Source organism: Variovorax sp. GW822-FHT04E09 (assembly GCF_058800845.1).
In genome coordinates, this window is the sequence record NZ_JBXAMR010000001.1 from 1264755 (window position 1) to 1282258 (window position 17504).

Here is a 17504-nt window from a genome sequence, read left to right on the forward strand (position 1 = left end):
GCTGCGTACCGATACCTAGACGCACGGCGTGCGCGGCGACTGTCGTTTGTCACGAAAACTTCATCAAGAAATCGGCACGAGGTCCGGCGCGGCGGGTTTCGCGCACATAAGAAGAAGGGCCTCCGCATGGGAGGCCCTTGTGTTTTTTCCGCCTGCGCGGGTAGCGCAAAGGTTCAGCCGCTCAGCGTTTCAGCCCCCGCTGCTCGCCCGGCGTGAGCGATTGCATCTGCGCGGTCGTGAGCGCGCCCGCGCCGAGCACCTGCACCACGCCCTTGGGGTCGTAGGCCGCGCCGCTGCGCTCGCGGCCGGCACCGGCGCCGCCCTCGCCGCCCGCGGGCTCGTTGCCGAAGCCGAGCACGCGCACGGTGAACACCGAGGGCAGCGCCTGGCGCTGCGCCGCGCGGTCGCGCTGCACGGCGTCCTGCGCCGCGGTGGCGGCCTGCGAGGCGGCGGCGCTGGCGTTGGTGAGCGCGCCCACGTTCACCGCCGCCACCACCGGGACGCCGGTGGACTTGCCCTGCACCTGGATGTTCTCGGCATTGGCCACGCGCAGCGCCGCCAGGTTCACGTTGCCCGACACGCGGATGCCCGCCTCGCCGGCGTCGATGGTGCCCAGCGGCGCGATCAGGTCGATGTCGCCCGGCGGCACCTCGGGGATCGGGTTCAGCGTGGCGATGCCGGCGCCGGTGTTGGGCGTGGTCGGCGACAGGCTGACGTTGCCGGCGTCGTCGTACAGGCGCCGCTGCGGCGTGTAGACCACGGTCGACTTCGAGCCGCGCCCGGCGTTGATGTCGCCCTGCGCCGACCAGGCCAGGATGCCGCCGCCGAAGGTGGTGAAGATGCGGCTCTGGCCCAGCAGGATGCTGTCCAGCGAGTAGATCTGCACCTCGCCCGCGCCCTGCGTCAGCACGCCCGAGCCCTCGCCCGGCACGAAGCCGCCGTCCACCCCCACCAGCGTGCGCCCGCCCGGCACGAGGATGTTCACGTTGCCGCCGAAGTTGGTGTGGATGCCGGCATCGAGCGCGTCGTACACGCCGATGTCGCTGGGCCGGCCGGCGGCCGTCCAGGCGTCGCGCCGCAGGTAGCTCTTGCCGGCCTGCGGGCGCTTGGTGAACGGGTCCGAGCTGCTCGCGTAGTAGTTGGCGCTGCTGAACATGGTCAGGTCGCCCTGGTAGCGGCGCGCGCCGCCGTCGGCGCCCTGCGCGGGGAACAGCGTGGCGATGGCCTCGCGCCCGCGCAGGTAGCTGCCCCGGCGCGGACCGCCCTCTTCGTTGTACTCGCGCCCGCCGGCGCGCAGCTCGGCGAAGTACACGTTGCGCAGGTACACCTGCTGCTGCTCGGGCGGCAGCGCGGCGAAGAAGGCCTGCGCGTCCATGGTGGCGGCGTCGAAGTGGCGGCCCTGGCTGTTGCGCCCGCCGAAGCGATCGCGCAGCCAGTTCACCAGGTGCAGACCTTCGGCCAGGCCGAACTCGCGCACCAGGTCGCGGCGCGTGCTGCCGCCGCCTTCGCTGCGCTGGCCGTCGATCTCGGCCTGCTTGCGCTTCAGGTAGGCATCGGCGCCGGCCTCGTCGCCGCCGTAGCCGAACTGCTGCGACAGCCAGCCGGCCAGCGTGAGTTCGCCGCCGTAGCTGTACAGCGCGGTGCCGGGCTGGTCGGCGAAGGGCTGGCCGCTGGCGGCGCGGCGCCTGGGGTCGAGGTAGCGCGCGGCAAAGCCGGCCCAGTCCGGCCCGTCGCGGCCCACGCCCACCGCCACCGAGATGCCGGCGCCGCTGCTGCGGTCGCCCGGCTTCACGTTGACGATGGCGCCCAGGCTCTTGAGCTCGCCCTTGTCGGCCATGTACAGCTCGCGCCCGGCGCTCAGTACCAGCTCGCCGGGGCCGGCGATGTGGAAGCTGCTGTTGCGGATGTCGCGCCCGGCCTCCACCAACGACACGTCGTCGGCGTGGCGGTGCACGATCAGGTTGCCGCGCGCCGAGGCGGCGTTCAGCGTCTGCGGCTGCGGCGGCAGTTCCGGCCGGCCGGGGAAGTCGCGCCCGCGCCAGCCCGCGCCCTCCGACGGCACCAGATCGACCTCGCCCAGCGCGGTGCCGGCACCGACGATGTCGCGCCCGGCGCGGATCGCCACCGGGCCGGCGCCTTCGTACCAGAGCCCGTTCGGCGTCGCCACGCCGGTGTTGGAGCCGCGGTAGACGATCGAGCCGGTGCGCAGGCCCACGATGTCGCCCTCCAGCGCATAGAAGCGCGACGGCGGCTGGCCCGCCGGCGCCACGTCGGCCACGCTGGGCGAGGTGAGCGTGAACAGCGGAAAGCGCAGCCACGAATTCTGGCCGTCCAGTGCAATGGAGGGCAGCAGCGCGTCGGCGGCCGTGTTGTGGATCAGCTCGCGGCCGTACCAGAGTTCGCCGCCCAGCGCGGCGAAGCCCGGCTGGAACGGGTCCACCAGCCGCGACGGATCGGCGCCCGAGGGCGTGACGGTGTAGCCCGCCGCATGGATCGAATCGCGCGCCAGCAGCTCCAGCTGCGCGGTGCGCTTCACCGCGTACTGCGGGCCGACCGGCGACGGCGCCAGCGTGAGGCTCCAGGGCGACAGCACCGGCCCGTTGCTCGACTCGTCGCGCACGCCCGAGCTCGCGCTGCCGTAGTACAGGCTGCCGCTGGCCGCCAGCGCGCGCAGCACCGCCGGGTAGACGAAGCGGCCATCGGTCGCCTGGTGGTTGGTGCGATCGCCCAGGTCGGTCCAGCCCAGCGTCGGCGTGAGGTTGCCGCCGGCGCTGAAGAGGTCGATCGCGGTCGACGGCGTCCACAGCGAGAACCAGGTCCAGCCCTCGCCCGGGTGCTGCGTGCCGTTGGCGCTGAAGGGCGTGCCGTGCGTGAGCGTGGGCACGCGCCCCGGATCGGCCACGCCGCCCAGCACCAGATCGCCGCGCGCGTCGAGCCGCACGCCGGCATCGCCGGGGATCAGCACCGGGCCGCCCGAGGCGATCGACGAGCCCGCGACGTAGGGGCTGAGCGCGCGCGAGTCCTTCGGGCCGGGCGTGCCGAAGTCCAGCTCGATGCCGCCCACCGCGCCGCTTTCCAGCCGCAGCGCGCCGCGCAGGTTGGCGAAGACCCCGTTCAGGTCCAGCCGCATGCGGTCGTAGCGCTGGAGGCTGCCGGCCTGCCAGGTGGTGCTGGCGGGCACTGCGCGCACCTCGGGCGCCGGGTTCAGCGTGCCGCCGATGCGCACGTCCAGGTCGCCGCCGCCGGTCAGCAGCAGCTCGCCCGCGCGCGTCACGCGGCCGGTGCTGCCCACGGCGAGATGCAGGCCCTGGCTGCGCGCCACGTAGGTGGCGCTGTGGTCGCCCATCTGCTCCATCATCCCGGCGTTGCCGCCGGTCTCGAACACCAGGTTGCCGCCGCCCAGCGTGCCGATGCCGGTGAAGCCGACTAGGTAGGGCCAGAGGCCGCCGAGGTCGTAGGTCGTGCCTTCGTGGCCCGCGACGTAGCTGCCGAAGTTGATCCACCACGCGGTGGGCACGCCCTCGGCGCCCGGCACCACGCTGCCGGTGCCCTGGCGCCACAGCCAGTTGCCGAGCATGGCGCTGGGCATCTGCTTGCGGAACACGCCCAGTTCGTCGGTGGTGCGGCGCATGTTGCCGCGCACGCCGATGGTGTCGCCGCGCGCATCGCCCTGCACGCGCATGCGCAGGTTGCCGCCGTGGTCGGGGTACCAGGCGCGGTACAGGCTCTGGCTGTCGACGAACTGCTCGAAGATGTCGTAGCCGCCGTTGAGCACCGTGCCTTGCGGGCCCTTGGCGCGCGGCAGGTGGAAGTCGGCGTCGTCCGCGCGCGCCGCGGCGCGGGTGCCGGCGGTGTAGATGCCGTAGGGCGAGCGCTGCGTGAAGTCGTTGCCGGCCAGCAGGTCCAGGTCGCCGGTGCCGGTGCGCACCACGCTGAACAGCGGCTGGCGCACGGGGTAGGACTTGAAGTCCCAGACCTCGGGGGTCTCGGAGACCAGGTCGCAATAACCGATGTCGCACATGCCCCAGGACACTTCCTCCGGCGTGAGGATCACGCCCTTCCCGCCCAGGCCTTCGTCCTCCGCCTGCTGGTTCCAGGACCACACCTTGCCGCCGGAGACCAGCTGCTTCGTGAAGGCGTTGCCGTAGTGCGTGTCGGCCAGCAGCAGGTCGCGCTGCGGCCCGCGCGGCTGCAGCGCGCGGCTGTCGGCGGCCTGCGTGTCGGCGCCGGCCACCAGGCGCATCGACCACGACTGCGAGCCCTCGGCCAGCATCGGCGCGATGGCGAAGTTGCGGCCCTGGTTGCCGTCGCCATCGGCCAGGCGCAGCCGCACCGACGCCGCGCCGCCAGGCAGCACGACCACCGTCTCGGCCGGGATGACGGCGCCGCGCTGCAGCGGCACCTCGCGCGCCAGCACCGGGCCGTTGTAGCGGTAGAACGGCGGCTGGTTGACGTCCAGCACGGCGCCGTCGGGGAACGGCAGCGGCACGCCGACCGGCCACAGCATCGGGCCGACCTTGGCCGCGCCCGCCAGCCGCACGCCGGGGTCCAGCTGCATGTTCGCGCCCAGCACGAGCGGCTGCGCCAGCACGGTGCCGGCCGCATGAAGGACCTGGCCGGACGCATCGCGCACCGCGCCGCCGAGCACCGTGCCCGCGGGCAGCGTGTAGCCCTCGGTGAGCACCGCGCGCACCGGCAGCACGGTGCCGGCGGCCAGGCTCATGGCCTTGAGCGGCGCCTGGAAGTTGAGCGCGCGCCCGGGCTGCAGGAAGGTGTTCTCGGCCAGCGTGACCGCGCCGCCGCGGGGCACGACCACGTCGCCGCCGAAGGGCACGCGCCCCTTCAGCAGCACCCAGCCGTCGTCGTCGCGCGTGGCCGGCAGCGCCGAGGTGTCGAAGCCGTCGTTGATGCTGCCGTGGATCTTCAGATTGCCGCCCGCGCGCATCACCAGCGCGCCGGCCTCGCCCGAGCCGTAGACGCCGGTGCGCTGCGTGCGCGCGTTGAGGCTGTCGTAGCGGAAGGCCGAAAGGTCGAGGTCGCCGTCGATCTGCAGGTCGCCGTCGGGCGTCCGGCTCACGATCTGCACGCCGGGGCGCAGGTGGAAGGCATCGCCGTAGGCGCGCAGGCCGGCCAGCCGGCCGTCGACCAGCGCGCCGTTGGCCAGCACGTTGCGCATGAAGGCCGTGCTGTCCTCGTGCTTGGCCTGCAGGTAGGCCTGGTCGATGCGCTGGTAGGGCCGCCCGCTGATGTCCGGGTCGGTGCCCGTGGGCGCGTCGTCGTAGCGGAAGAAGCCGTTGACGGTGATCGTGCGCGCGCCCTCGATGCGCTGCGTGCCGCCGGCGTCGATGTCGATGTCGTTGCCGCGCGCGCCGCCCAGGCGCGGCGCGTTGAGCTCCACCGTGCCGAAGGCGCGCGGCGTGCCGTCGGTGCCGGCGCGCAGGTCCATGCGCGCGCCGCTCTCCAGCACGAGGCGGCCCTGGCCGCTGTCGATCTCGATGGTGGCGCGGTTGGGCGCCTCGATGGCCTGGCCGTAGCTGTCCACGCGCAGCCGCGTGCCGTGCGCATCGAGCAGCGCGTTGCCGCCGAGGGTGACGCCGTCGCGCGCCGCCAGCCGGATGCTGCCGACCTGCACGCCGCCGGCGTCCACGGTGCCGGCCACGGTGAGGTGGCCGCCGTCGACCGAGAGGTTGATCTCGCGCGCCTTCAGCTCGTCGCCCACCACCAGGTCGCCCTGCTTGAGCTGGAAGCTGCGCTCGCCGACCACGCCGCCGTCGGTCAGGCGGCGGTTCAGGCCGGCGAAGTCGGCCAGGCGCTGCGCGCGCACGTCGATGCGCCCCGCCGCGTAGGGCACCGCCGTGCCGCCCGCGTCGTACTCGCCGCTGCTGCCGCCCGCGATGCGGCCCAGCAGCTCGACACTGCCGGCGCCCGCACCGAGCGCGGTGACGGCCAGCCGGCCGGCGCGGTTGTTCTGCGCCGACAGGTCGATCTGCGCGCCCGCGACCTGGCGCACGTTGCCCGTGCGGCTTTCGATCTCCACGTCGCCACCCCAGCTGTACTTGTCGACGTCGAAGAAGCGCAGGCGCCGCCCGGCCAGGTCCAGCCGCGCGCCGTCGTGCAGCTGCACATCGCCGTCGGCGCGCAGCACCAGCTTGCCGCTGGGCAGCACCACGGCGGTATCGAGCGCCACGCTGCGTCCGTCGATGGCGATCTCGGCGCCCAGCGCGCGCGACGCGTCGGCATCGGTCATCGTGGCCGGCTGCATGCCTTGCGGCGCGGCCACGCGCACGTCGCCGCCGGCGGTGTAGCGCATCACCGAGCCGGCCTCGCCGGTCAGCAGCGGCGTGTCGATGCGCAGCGCGCCGCCCGTGCGCACATAGCCCTTGGCCGCCTCGTCCCACGCGCCCTGCGACTGGTAGACCGAGAGCGATCCCTTCTGCCGCGCCGTGACCTGCTCGCTGGCGTTGAGTTGCACCTCGCCGAAGCCCAGCACCAGCCGGTCCATGTCGTGCACGGTGTCCACGCGCATGTCGCGCGCGGCGCCCAGTTCGATGCGCCGGGCGTCGATCTGCAGCCGGCCGCTGCCGGTGCCCGCGCCGCCGGTGGCCACCAGGCCGGGCGGCGTGCGGGTGCCGTTCCACACCAGCACGTCGGTGTGGATGCGCGCCACGCTGTCGGTGTCGCCCCAGCCGTAGATCGCGGGCGTGGTCAGCATCAGGCGCGAGATCGTCGACTGGCCGGTGGCGGGGTCGATGGTCGACAGCTGCGTGGAGCCGAAGAAGTTGACCGCGTCGCGCACGGTGAACACCAGGTTCTCCAGCGCGGGTGCGCCGGTGCTGGTGTCGCCGCGCAGCAGGCGGTCGAGCACGGACTGGTTCAGCGTCAGGCCCGGCGGCAGCGCGCCGCGCGCGGCGGCATCGCCCAGCGCGCGTTCGCCGCCGACGTTGATGCCGCCCAGCGCCAGCACCAGGTTGCGCGTGCCGTAGCGCGTGCTTTCGCCCAGCGTGAAGGCCTGGTCGGTGGCGGCGGTGATGGTGCCTTCGGAATACAGCCGCGCGCCGGCGCTGCAGTTGCCGCTGGGGGCGCACACGCCGATATCGATGCGACCGGGGCCCGTTTGGCCGCCGCTCGATGCAGACGGCGGCTGGATGTCGATCCAGCCGTTGGACACCGCCAGCACGCTGCGCAAGCCCGGCTCGTAGATGTAGCCACGGCGCGAGTCCCAGGCCGCCGGCCCGCGGCCCAGCGTGTCGATGCCGGCACCGGACTCGACGGTGATGCCCGAGTCGCGGCGGTCGGTGACCAGGAACACCTCGCCCGCGCGCAGCACCGCGCCCTCGCGCAGCACGATGCCCTCGGCGGCGCCGCTGAAGCCCAGGCGGTTGGCGTCCCTCAGCCGGTCGGCCGCGGTGGCGTCCTGCACGAAGGTGCCCGCCGGCGCGCCGCCGATGGCCAACTGCGCGGCGCCGATGGCGTTGAGGTCGCGCGCATGCAGCGAGGTGCCCTTGAAGTCCGGCGTGGGCGCGGCGCCGTCGCCCAGCACCTCGAAGGAGCGCGCCGTTCCGCCGAGCACCAGCGCCGTGCCGCCCATGCCGTCGCCCACCGTGGTGTAGCGCGCGGTGCCGGCGAAGCGCAGCGCAGGTTCGCCGGGCATCTCGCCCGCCGTGCCCTTCAGGCCGAACTGGAAGCGCAGCGCCTTGGCGTCGCGCTCCAGCAGCGGGCGCGGCACGCCGTCGCGCAGCGCCTGCGCCACGGCGAAGTCGGCATAGCCGGTCTCGTTGTACTGCGCGTAGGTGCGCAGCACGTCGCCCGGCGTGAACACCGCCTGCAGCGGCAGCGCGTCGTGGATGCCGGTGCCGGCCACGCCCAATTGCGCGGGCGCGGTGTAGGAGCCGTTGCGCATCGCCGTCGCGCTGCCCGGCGCGCCGACCTGCGCGGCCAGCCCGTTGAGCTCGACGCGGAAGGCGCCGGGCAGCAGCGCGTAGGTGGACGGCATCAGCGTGTAGCGGCCCGGCGGCAGGCCGGGCACGCCGGCGCCGATGGTGATCTGCCGGCCCACTGCCGGATCGCTCGCGCCCTTCTCTGCGCCGAGCGGCGCCTGCAGCGGCTGCACGCCCGGCACGATGGCATAGACCGGGTTGGTTGCCAGGCCGGGCAGCACGAAGCCCTTGCGCTGCGCGCCCACCTGCACCAGCGGATGCATGCGCGCGTCGGTGGAGCCGCCGCGCCCGGCCAGGAAGGCGGTGCCGGTGAGCGTGCCGCCGCCGGACATGTCGAGCACCGCGCCCTCGCGCACGTCCACCGCGTGGCCGGACAGCGTGATGGCCGGGCCGACGCCGGGCACGCGGTAGGCCACGTCCTTGCCGTTGAAGAGATAGGTCAGCCCGTCCTGCGTGCCGCCGTAGGGCATCAGCAGCCCGTCGGCGCTGACCGAGGTCAGGCTGCCCGCATGCAGCTGCACGGTGCTGGTGGAGGTGTCGCCGAAGACGCTGCCCAGCGCGATGCCGCCCAGCGGCGCGCGCAGCACGCCGCGCTGCTCGATGTGGGCGGCGTGGAAGGTGAGCGAACCGAAGGCCGACTGCGGCATGGCCGGCGTGTCGCCCACGCGCTCGATCACCAGCCGGCGGTTCATGTCCATCTCGGCCTGGCGGGTGCCCCACTTGTCGATGACGTTGCGCTGGCCGACCTGCACCAGCCCGCTGTCGCCGGTGGCCGGATAGATCTGCGCCGCCGCCAGCGTGAGGTCGCCCGGCACGTAGAACCTGGCGTTGTTCGAGAAGCGCAGGTCGCCGCTGCTGCGCAGCAGCGTGCGGTCGAAGGCGTTGCGCTCCACGACCAGCTCCTCGGGCACGTTGCGCACGATGGTGCCGCGCACGCCCTGCTGCACCATGCCCGCCAGGTCGATGAGCTGCGCGTCCAGCCGCAGCGAACTGCCGGCCGACACCAGCGGCACGCCCAGCGTGCCGGCCCCCCCGCCCGCGTTGCGCGAGCCGAGCACCGGGTTGGGCAGGATGTAGTCGTCGATCTGGGTGCGCCCGCTGGCGGCCAGGCGGATGTAGGGCGCAGCCAGTGCCACGCGCGCATCGGGCGCGGACGCCTCTGCCAGGGCCAGCGCGGTGGTGGTCAGGCGCAGGCTCTGGCCCAGCGAGAGATCGACACTGCCGTCGAAGGACAGCATGCCGTGGCTGAGCAGCGACAGGTTGTCGAAGCCGCCGTCGTGGATGCGGTCGACGCCGATGCGCGCCATGCCGTAGGCCAGCGCGCCGTGCGCCTGGCCGGGGCGCAGGCCGGCGGCATCGGCCACCGCGCTGCGGCCCTGCACCTGCGCCAGCAGCATCTCGCGCGGCACGCGCACCGCGTCGTCGACGTTCTCGCCCTTCAGGTTGTAGCGCGCCACCGTGCCGTAGATGGGCGTGTCCAGGTTCAGCACCAGCATGCCGCCGGCCGCGCCTGCGCCGCCCGCGGCAGCGCGCATGTCGCCGTCCAGGAACAGGCCGCGGAAGGAACTCAGCGCGATGGTGCCACCGTGGCTGGCGACCTCGGTCGCGCCGCGGCCTGGCAGGTCGAGCGTTGCCGACGTGCCCGAGGCCTCCAGCCGCGCGCCGGGGCGCAGCACCACGAAGGCATCGGCCGCGTCCGCCTGCGTGGCATCGAGCACGTGGCGCGCGCCGATCTCGATGGTGCCGCCGTTGGCCACCTGGCCGTAGCGGTGGCCGCGCGCGTCAGTGGCCACCACGGGGCGCGCGGCGACGTCGATCAGCGCGTGCTCGCCGATCCAGTACGAGCGTGCGTTGGGCATGCCGTCGGCCAGGTTGCGCGCGTTGCCCATGCCGTGCTCGCCCGGCAGCAGCGAGACGCGTCCGCCCCAGGCCGAGAGCGTGCCATCGACCGTGATCTGGTCGTTGCCGCGCAGCGTGAGCGTGCGGCCGGGATCGAGCGCGATGTGGGCGCCCTCGCCCACCACCAGCGGCGCGCGCTGGTAGCGCGTGCCGGCCTCCAGCGTCAGGTCGGCGCCGGCGCGCTGGGTGAGCTTCTGCTTCACCGGATCGTCCTGGTACACCGGCGGCATCCACAGCGGCAGCGCGGTGGACGGGTCGGCGCCGGTGGGCGCGAGCGCGCCGGCGACGGGGTCGAAGCGCTGCACCGGCATGCGCACGTCCACGCGCGCGCCGTCGGCCACGGCCACGCCGTCCTGGCCGCGCACCGTGTACTGCGCGAAGCCGCTGTGGAACAGGTCGGTGTCCAGGCGCAGCAGCGGCTGCACCGCGACCGCGCGCGGCAGCGCGGTGCCGGCGACGATCGGCGTGCCCGCGGGCATCACGGTGTCGGCGGCGGCCACCGTGCCGGCCTTGTACGACGTGGTCTTGGGCGGGATCGGCAGGCCCGAGGGGAAAACGTCCCTGGGCAGCACGTAGCCCTGGGCCAGCAGGGTGATGGCCGCCAGCACGCTGCCGGCCGGCACCGTCTGGCCCGGCTCGTAGCCCTTGCCGTCGAGCAGGAACGCCTGCGTGCCCGGCGGCACCACCCAGTCGGCGCCGGTGATGACGGTGCGCGCGTTGCTGACGCCGGGTTGCACGCTCTCCTTGAGCGCCTCGCCCGGCAGCGCGCGCGACACCGTGACGGCGAAGTCCATCGGAATCTCGCTGCCGGCCGCGATCACGTAGTCGCCGGCCAGCCGCAGGTGCACGGTGCTGCTGCGCCCCGCCGTGAGCTGTCCGTCGCCGCCCGCAGGCAGCTCGCCGATGCCGATGGCCGCGCCGTTGGCCAGCGTCAGCTTGCCGCCGCCCTTCACGCCGTGGCCGCGCACCTCGCCGTCCATGCGCAGCGTGCCCGGGCCCGCGCCTTCGTTGCCGGGCTGGGCCGCCATCAGCGTCACGTCGCCGCCGCGGCCGCCGCGCAGTTCGTTGCCGGCCAGCAGGGCCGCGCCGCCCGACACATCGACGAGGCTGCGCGCACCGAGCACCACATCGCCGGTGCTGCGCAGCGTCACCTGCCCGCCATCCACGTAAGGCAGGCCCTCGATGCGATCGGGCGACTGCGCGATGTGGCTCCAGAGGCCACGCGCATCCAGCCGCACGCCCTCGCCCACCGCCACGCGCGGCGCGTAGCCGACCGGCAGCACGTCGGCGATGGAGATGTCGACCCAGCTGCCGCCGTTGGCGCTGGCGAAGCGGCTGACCAGATCGCCCAGCGCGATGCTGCCGCCGCGCGCGACGAGGTCGGCGTCCACCGCCACCGTGGGCGCGTGCAGCGCGATGCTGCCGCCGGGCGCGACCGCGAGCGCGGACGTCACCGCCACCGTGTCGTTCGCATAGGCGACGACGCCACCCAGGCGCTGGCGCTGCAGCCACCGGCTGTCGATGCGCACGTGGCCCGCGAGCTCCTTCGGCAGCGCCTCGCCGGCGGCCAGTGCATCGGCCAGCGCGGCGGGCGAGATCGGCGCCTCGGCGAAGGTGACGCGGTCGACCCGCGCAGAAGGGTTGTCGCGCAGCAGGCCGGTGGCGGCATCGTAGACCGGCGCCACACCGCCGATGACCAGGCGCCCGGCCAGCGGTGCTGCCGTCTGCAGCTGGCGGTAGCTGTCCAGTCCCGCATCGCGCTTGCGCTGCTGGCGCTCGCCCTGGAACACGGTGGCGTCGATGTCGCCTTCGAGCACCGCGGCGCGCGTGCCGACCTGCACCTGGCCGGCATCGCGGCCCACGGTGTAGCCGTTCTCCAGCCGCTCGCGGGGCGCGATCAGCGGGTTGTAGAAGTAGCCGGTGGTGGTCTTGCCCCAGCGCGCGTGTTCGTCCTCGAAACCGCGGTACAGGCCGGTGTAGACGATGTCGGCCGGCGCGGTCGACAGGTTGTACAGGCGCCCGTCGGGGCCCTTGAGCCAGCTCTGCTGCAGCCGGCCGGTCTGCACGTCGAGCGTGCCGCCGGCCACGTTGATGCGCGAGCCGCGCTGCGTGACCAGCTCGCCGCCCGAGAAGGCCACCGTGCCGCCCGACGCGGCCCATTCGCCCACCGTGTGGCCGTCGGTGTTGAGGTAGCCGCCGACCTCCAGCAGCCCGCCGCCGGTGTACCAGCGCTCGCCGGCGTAGCCGTTGACGCCGGCCGCCACGCGCACGAGGTCGCGGCGGTCGATCCACATGTCCAGGTTGTTCAGGCGCTTGCCGTCGCGGTTGAGCGGCGCATCGCGCTGCTCGTTGCCCTGCACGTTGATCTTCACGTTGTTCGATGCCATGGCCACGCCGACGCCGACCGCGCCCGCCACGTCGATGGCGGCACCGCTGGCCACGCGCGTGCGGCGCTCGGCGCGCGCCTGCACCTGGCCGCCGGTGGCCAGGGTGAGCGAGCCGCCGTCGAAGTCGATGTCGCCGGCCGAGTCGATCTTCACCAGCGACTGGTCGCGGCGGTTGTAGCCGCCGTCGCTCAGGCGCATCGAGTCCTTCAGCAGGGTGTCGCGCTGCACGTCGAGCGCGGTCGCGCCGTCGTTCTCCAGCACGATCGCGCTGGTGCTCTGCGGCGCCAGCGTGACGCGCGCCTCGCCGGCTTCGCCCACCGCCCGCAGGTGCAGCGTGCCGCGCGTGTTGACCGAGCTGCTGGACAGCAGCACGCCCTGCTGCTCCACGGTCTTGCCGACCAGGGTCACGTCGCCGGTCGGCGCGGCGATCAGGCCGGTGTTGCGCACGCGGCCCGCGGCGCTGCCGGCCAGGCGCAGCGGATCGACCTCGTTGCCGCGCGTGCTCGAGTCGCTGTTGCCGTCGGTGCCCATGCCCTTGCGGATCACGAAGGCGTCGCCGGCGGCCAGCACGGTCTGGCCGTTGGCGGTCGTGATGCTGCCGTGGTTGTGCGCCTCGCGCCCGGCCAGCAGCACGTAGCCGCCACCCTCGGTCACGCTGGTGGGCCGGCGCGTGGCGATGCGCGCGCCGGGCTCCACCACCACGTCGGCGGTGGCCGCGCCGTGCGTGGCGCCGGTGGCGTGGAGCACCAGGTCGTTGGCCAGCACCGGCACCTGGGTGCTGCCGCGCGTTTCGCTGTACAGGCCCCGCTTGAACTGCGCGTCGCTCATGCCCACGGCCGCGGCCACGAGGTTGCGCGTGTCGACCTGGCTGCTGCCGCTGAACACGATGCCGTTGCGGTTCACGACCATCACCGTGCCGTCGGCCTGGATCTGCCCCTGGATCTGCGAGGGCCGCGCCTTCGGATCGTTCACGCGGTTGAGCACCGACCAGCTGGCCTGCTGGTCGAACTTCACGGTGGTGTTGCGCCCGACGTTGAAGGTCTCCCAGTTGAGGATCGCCTTGTCGGCCGTCTGCTCGACCGTGACCACGGTGCGGCCTGCGGCCAGGCGCTGCGAATCGGGCGTGAGCGGACGTGCGTTGTGCCAGCCGGCGGTGAGCGCGTTCGTGTCGACCTTCAGGCCGCCTTCGGCCAGGCCGTCGGGCACCGACGGATCGTGCTGCGCGGCGGCGCGCGCCGCGGCCTGCGCCGACTGCTGCGCCGCGATGGCACGCGCCGCCAGGTTCAGGTTGCCGAGGGACTGCTGCAGCTGTTCATTGGCACGCTGCTGCTGCGCCTGCGGCCCCGCGAGCATCGCGGCGGGCAGGCCGTTGGGCAGGCGGCCGGTGGCGAGCGCGGTGCTCTGCGTCATGTTCTTCTGCGCCATCCACGCGCCGCTGAACGCCTGCTGCGCCTGCGCGCCATCGAACGCGGCGCCGCCGGCCAGCAGCAGCGCGATGGCGCGCACCAGCGGCGTGAACCGGACCTGCGCGAATGCGGCAGACGAATAAGAAGAAGAGGACGCGTTCGGCGGATTGCGCCGGGACACCGTGCGGCGGCTGCTGCGTTGCATGCGGACTTCCATGGGTTCGTGTTTCGTTGCTCGATCGGGGCCACGAAGCGCAAGGGCCCGTGGACTACCGAGCTATGACAGCGAAGGTCCGGCGCGACTGCACCATGTCACGAAATCTTCACGAACACGCGGATCGGCACGCTGCAACGCACTTCAGGCGCTGGCGGCGCCCAGCAGCACGATGCCGCCGGGCAGCTGCGTGAGTTCGGCGCCATACACGTCGCGCACGAGGAAGGCCACGTCGTCCAGCCGGTCGATGGAGAAGCTGGCCTGCACGCGGCTGCGGCCCAGCGCCTCGTTCGTGAGGATGAGCCGGCCGTGGCGGTAGCGGTTGACCTCGGCCACCACCTGCGACAGCGGCACCTGGTCGAACACCAGTTGGCGGCGGCGCCAGGCGACGACGGGGCCGGTGTCCACGCCGGTGACGACACCGAGCCCCGCGGGGCCGTAGCGCAGCTGCCGGCCTGCGTCGAGCCGCGCCTGCTGCGTGCCTTGCGCCACGTCGACCTGGCCCGCGAGGCAGGTCACGCAGACCTCGCCGTCGAGGTGGCGGATGTTGAAGCGCGCGCGCACGGCCGACACCGTGCCGCCGCCCGCCGCGACCGTGACGCGCGCCGAGGCCGGACCGCCGGCCAGCACCTCGGCCTCGCCGGACACCAGCTCGATCGCGTCGCCTCCAAGCTCCGACGCTGCGCCGCGGCGCAGGTTGATGCGCGTCTGCGTGTTCATCTGCAGCACCACGCCGTCGCCCATGGCGACCTCGCGCTGCTCGCCGGTGGCGGTGCGGTAGTCGTCGCCCCACTCGGCGACCGAGGGCCACAGCGCCAGCGGCGGCGACACCGCGAGGTAGGCGACCGACGCCGCGACCGCGCCGCCCAGGAAGGCGCGGCGGCCGGGCACCGGCAGGCGGCGGGCCACCTCGCGCGCTTCCTGCTGGCGCACGCGCTGCGCGGCCGGCGCCATGGCCTGCCACACCTGGCGCGCCTGCACGAAGGCCTGCGCGTGGTCGCGGCTGCGCGCGCACCAGCGCCGGAAGGCCTGGGCGTCGTCTTCCGTGGCCTGTTGCGAGCCGAGCCGCACCACCCAGGCTTGCGCTTCGCGTTGCAGGGTCTGCTTCATGGCCTCGGTCGCCTGGGATTCTTCAGCGGTCATCATGGGGAGACTGTTTTCCGGCGCCAGGACCGAAGCGCTGGATGAAATCCCGCCCGAGCCGCTCGCAGCAATGTTCCAGGCCGGCGCGCAGTTCCTTCTCGACGGTGCGCGCCGACACGCCGTAGCGCGCCGCGATGTCCTTGTGCGGCATCTCGTCGACGCGCGCGGCCAGCACGATGGCGCGGCGGCGGCGCGGCAGCTCGGCCAGCGCGCGCTCGAGCGCCTCGAGTTCGTTGCGCGCCTCGGCGCCGCGCGCGGGGTCGGCGGCCTCGTCGGCCATGTCGTACAGCGCCTCGACCTCGCCCACGCTCAGCAGCCGCGAATTGCTCTTGCGCTGGTCTTCCGCGACGTTGAGCGCAATGCGGAACAGGTAGGCCGAGGGGTAGCGCACGGCGCTGCGCACGGTCGAGTTCTCCACGCGCAGGTAGGCCTCCTGCAGCGCGTCGTTGGCGAGGTCTTCCGACCCGAGCCGGTGGTGCAGGTGCTTGCGGAACTGCGCGTAGCGCGCCAGGAACAGCGCGCGCAGCGAGGCCTTGATCGATTCGGACATGCGACTCAGCCTGCGCGCGCGCGCAGGTACGGCCGGCAGTCGCGCGCCGGGTCGGGGCGCGGGGTCAGCAGCAGCGTGACGGGCTGCGGCAGCGCGGCCGGCGGCGGCGTGTCCAGGCCGAGCGTGCGCAGGCTGGCAAGCACCGTGGCATCGCGCGCCGGCACGCCGCTGCCCTCGAGCAGGCGGGCCTCGGTGACAGCGCCCGCCGGGTCGATCCACAACTGGACCGCGAGCCGGTAGCGGCCGAAGGCGTCGGGCTGCGCGATGCACAGCACGCGCGTGACCGCGCCCTGCAGGACAGCCGCGTAAGCCTGCAAGGCGGGGGCATTGCCGGCCGGGGCGGCGCCCGCCGGCGCGCGTTCGTCGGGGACGGCGGTCGCCGACTGTGTCGGCACGAGCGTGAACGCGCTGGCGCCGGTGTAGCGCGCCACCAGCCCGGTGCCCACGAGCATCCGCTGCAGCGCGTCGCGCGGCGCGAAGTCGCCCTGCACCGGCGACGCCTCGCGGCCGTCGGTCAGGCGGCTGGTGACGAGCACCGAGTGACCGGTGAGGTGGCCGAAGACGGCGAGGGAGCGTGCCAGCGGCTGCGCCGGCAGATCGAAATGCAGCGCCGGCGCGTCGCTCGCCATGTCGTCGGCTGCCGCGGCGTGGGCGGCGCACATCACCAGCGCCACGACGAGGCACCAGGACAGTGTCAGGCCACCGCCCGATGCGGAAGTACGTGTCATGTGACGGAGGATCAACAGCAGCAACGAAGGATCTGGAAAGCGGCCGTCCGCCGTGCGGCCCGGGTGAGCGTGCGGGCGAGACTAGCGACCGCGCATGACCGACATGTGACGTTTCGTTCACACTTCCGACCTCGCGAGATTCCGTCTTCTTCCTGACTTGCACGGGGCCCAGACTGCCCGGTTGGCCGTGATCGCGGCACGGCGTTTCTTCTTCTTTTTTCCTGGGGTGCAACGATGCGCGTCGGTGTGTGGCTGTTCGGCGTGATGCTCTCGGTGATCGGCACTGGCGCGGCGGCGCAGACGCCGCCCTCCGGTGGCGGCGAGGCCGACGGCAGCTGCGTCGAAGTGGTGGTGAACGGCGAGCGCACGCCCGCCTACGACTGCCTGACCCGCAAGCTCGCACCCACGATGCCGGCACGCGGGCCGGACGACGCGGCGCCCGGGCTGGCCTCGGAAGCGATCACGCAGCGGCCGGGCAATCAGCTGGGCTTGTTCAATCGCGCGGCGACCGGGCATCGCATGGGCAACACCTTCGGCACCTCGGTGTATCCGCAGCGTCCGCCGCCGGCGGTGTACACCTCGCCGCTGCTGCCGCCCCGGCCCTGAGCGGCGGCATGCGGGAAAAGAGGCCGGGCGTTCAGAGTTGCTGGGTCACCAGCACCACGAACCCGGCCAGCGAAATGGCGACGCCCACGGCTTTCCTGAAGGTCTTCAACATGTCGTGTGCTCCATCGGTGAGATCCGTGAGCCTCGATGGTGCGCCGCTTGCGGGCGCAGCGGGTTTGGCAATCCCGATGGCCGGGATAGAAAAACTTCAACCGCGGGGAGCGGATGAACCCGGTCAGCTCGCCCGTGCGCCGGTCCGGGCTTCGGCGAGCGACAGGCGCTCGCGGGCGAACTGGCTGGCCCGCAGGCGCACGCGCGCGACCGCGGCGTCCAGCGAGGGTTGCTGCATGAAGACGAGCACGCCGCGCTTGAGCCCGCGCAGGCGGAGTTCGGCCACGCCGGCATAGCGGCCGCCGGTGGTCTGGCGGATGTCGATCTCGCTGGACCAACCGTCGGAAAGTTCGACGAAAAGATGTTGCTGTGTGGCGCTCATGTCAGTGAGGAGCTTAGGGCTACTGCCGGCGCCGCCCTAGGACATAGTTCCTAGGTATTAGCATTTAATTTCGTTTAATAACAATTTCACGCGCTTCGCGCAAAGGGACACCATGTGTGAACATCCGCATGACTTTCGGCA

At 73.2% G+C, this 17504-nt stretch carries 6 protein-coding genes; 1 reads left to right on the forward strand and 5 read right to left on the reverse strand.

The genetic code is table 11. The annotated features are described in order from the left end of the window. Positions 1–181: 181 nt before the first annotated feature. The 4 genes from AC1RL8_RS05920 to AC1RL8_RS05935 all read right to left on the reverse strand — a co-directional run bounded on the left by AC1RL8_RS05920 (position 182) and on the right by AC1RL8_RS05935 (position 16264). The gene (locus AC1RL8_RS05920; protein WP_492684191.1) at positions 182–13834 is read right to left on the reverse strand and encodes a filamentous hemagglutinin family protein; all 13653 of its coding nucleotides are present in this window, start codon (positions 13832–13834) and stop codon (positions 182–184) included. 153 nt (positions 13835–13987) lie between these two features. Further along, positions 13988–14989, reverse strand: coding sequence for a FecR family protein (locus AC1RL8_RS05925; RefSeq protein WP_492684192.1), 1002 nt, complete (start codon positions 14987–14989; stop codon positions 13988–13990). Continuing rightward, positions 14976–15536 (reverse strand): RNA polymerase sigma factor, encoded by a 561-nt coding sequence (locus AC1RL8_RS05930; RefSeq protein ID WP_095745876.1) that lies wholly within the window; start codon positions 15534–15536, stop codon positions 14976–14978. The genes AC1RL8_RS05925 and AC1RL8_RS05930 overlap by 14 nt, the downstream gene beginning before the upstream one ends. A gap of 5 nt (positions 15537–15541) precedes the next feature. Beyond that, positions 15542–16264: a secretin and TonB N-terminal domain-containing protein gene (locus tag AC1RL8_RS05935; RefSeq protein ID WP_492684193.1), complete on the reverse strand. Its 723-nt coding sequence runs from the start codon at positions 16262–16264 to the stop codon at positions 15542–15544. 234 nt (positions 16265–16498) lie between these two features. Here AC1RL8_RS05935 and AC1RL8_RS05940 point away from each other — a divergent pair, with 234 nt between their 5' ends. Then, positions 16499–16870: a hypothetical protein gene (locus AC1RL8_RS05940; protein ID WP_095745878.1), complete on the forward strand. Its 372-nt coding sequence runs from the start codon at positions 16499–16501 to the stop codon at positions 16868–16870. 235 nt (positions 16871–17105) lie between these two features. Here AC1RL8_RS05940 and AC1RL8_RS05945 read toward each other — a convergent pair whose 3' ends face one another. Further along, positions 17106–17363 (reverse strand): hypothetical protein, encoded by a 258-nt coding sequence (locus AC1RL8_RS05945; RefSeq protein WP_062482654.1) that lies wholly within the window; start codon positions 17361–17363, stop codon positions 17106–17108. Between the last annotated feature and the right edge of the window lie 141 nt (positions 17364–17504).

Coding starts and splice junctions, on each gene's coding strand:
- AC1RL8_RS05920 (WP_492684191.1), bottom strand. CDS start 13,834: ATGCAACGCAGCAGCCGCCGCACGGTGTCCCGGCGCAATCCGCCGAAC.
- AC1RL8_RS05925 (WP_492684192.1), bottom strand. CDS start 14,989: ATGATGACCGCTGAAGAATCCCAGGCGACCGAGGCCATGAAGCAGACC.
- AC1RL8_RS05930 (WP_095745876.1), bottom strand. CDS start 15,536: ATGTCCGAATCGATCAAGGCCTCGCTGCGCGCGCTGTTCCTGGCGCGC.
- AC1RL8_RS05935 (WP_492684193.1), bottom strand. CDS start 16,264: ATGACACGTACTTCCGCATCGGGCGGTGGCCTGACACTGTCCTGGTGC.
- AC1RL8_RS05940 (WP_095745878.1), top strand. CDS start 16,499: ATGCGCGTCGGTGTGTGGCTGTTCGGCGTGATGCTCTCGGTGATCGGC.
- AC1RL8_RS05945 (WP_062482654.1), bottom strand. CDS start 17,363: ATGAGCGCCACACAGCAACATCTTTTCGTCGAACTTTCCGACGGTTGG.